Below are 1189 nucleotides of genomic sequence, written 5' to 3' on the forward strand. Positions count from 1 at the left end.
GGCCCCGAGTAAAAACCCACGTCGAGACACTGTGGTTGCCACGGGTCTGCTCGTCCTCGTCCTGCTCTCCGCCTCGCTTCTGCTCTCGGTCGTCGAGGTAGTCGTCGATACGCTTGCCATCGGTGGCTCCATGGTCGGTGTCGTAACCATCGGCGTGGCCGCCGCATTGCCGGAGCTGACGGCCGTGATGGACGCTATCCGTCGACGGTCGCCCCACGTCGCGCTCGGGACCCTCGTCGGGAGCAACATCGTCAACCCCCTCGTCGGTATCGGTCTCGGCGGTGCTCTCTCGACCTACTCCGTCCCGTCGTCCGTCGTCCTGTGGGACCTCCCGTTCAAGTTAATCGCCGGCGTAGGGCTGCTCGGCTGGGCGTTGTACTGGCGAGAGGGGGAGTTCACACGGACAGAGGGCGGCTATATGCTGGGACTGTACTTCGCTTTCTTGGCGGGACGGCTAGTGTTGTTCCCTGGGCAGTAGACGATCGGAACGTCGCCGTCACACCGGGATGAACGATCCTCCCTGTCACTCCTTCGCTACTGGACGGTTCAACTGGACGAGCTGAGAGAGTGCCAAAGGGGTGAACACGCTGATACGCATACACATCGTATGAGCAGAGTATGCCGACGCACCGCCATGGTACGCAGTCGTTCATCGACTTCATGCAGACGTACCTCCAGGATCATCCAAAACGCTGCAAGGAGTGTGGAAATGTCGCCCGTGCCCGGTCGGAGTGGCGCATAGAAAAGCGTGATGAGGATGGTCTCCACTTCGTGCATACTTGTCCGGAGTGTGGGACAGAGGACGACGTGTTTCTCAACCTTGCCCCAGAACACGAACGATCTCGGGGGTAAGGAGGGCTATGTGCCGCATTTTCCTTACTATCGGTTCCAACACCTCGGATTCCGCTACGTCACGTCGGTTTCTGGGATTCGTGCGACGCGAGACGAGGTAACCGTATGCAAGAATTCACGACCGATGTCCAACAGCAGATAGCCGCCTCGGAGACACCAGGTGCGGATTTCCAGGCCTTACCGTGGGCACGACAACGAGTCGTGTTCTTCCAGCTCCCAGAGTCGATCCAGCGAGACGTACTCGACGACATGGATCGCCAGGAGGTACGGCGATTCGTCCGCCGACTCGATCCCGACGATGCGGCCGACGCGATTGGATTGCTCGACGGGGATACTC

Annotated in this window: 3 protein-coding genes; all 3 read left to right on the top strand. The window is 60.1% G+C overall.

Going from position 1 to position 1189, the window contains the following annotated elements:
• Positions 1 to 478 (top strand): sodium:calcium antiporter (locus QT222_RS00875; protein WP_491475997.1); only part of this gene is annotated, 478 nt, incomplete at its 5' end.
• A 140-nt stretch (positions 479 to 618) separates the two neighbouring features.
• Positions 619 to 852, top strand: a complete 234-nt coding sequence (locus QT222_RS00880) for a hypothetical protein (protein WP_014732620.1) — start codon at positions 619 to 621, stop codon at positions 850 to 852.
• A 105-nt stretch (positions 853 to 957) separates the two neighbouring features.
• The coding region (locus QT222_RS00885; RefSeq protein ID WP_491475998.1) for a magnesium transporter MgtE N-terminal domain-containing protein at positions 958 to 1189 on the top strand (232 nt) is incomplete at its 3' end.

This window comes from Haloferax sp. s1 (assembly GCF_058382125.1).

Bases quoted from the DNA above. Each gene is read 5' to 3' on its own strand.
- QT222_RS00880 (WP_014732620.1), top strand. From the start codon at position 619: ATGCCGACGCACCGCCATGGTACGCAGTCGTTCATCGACTTCATGCAG.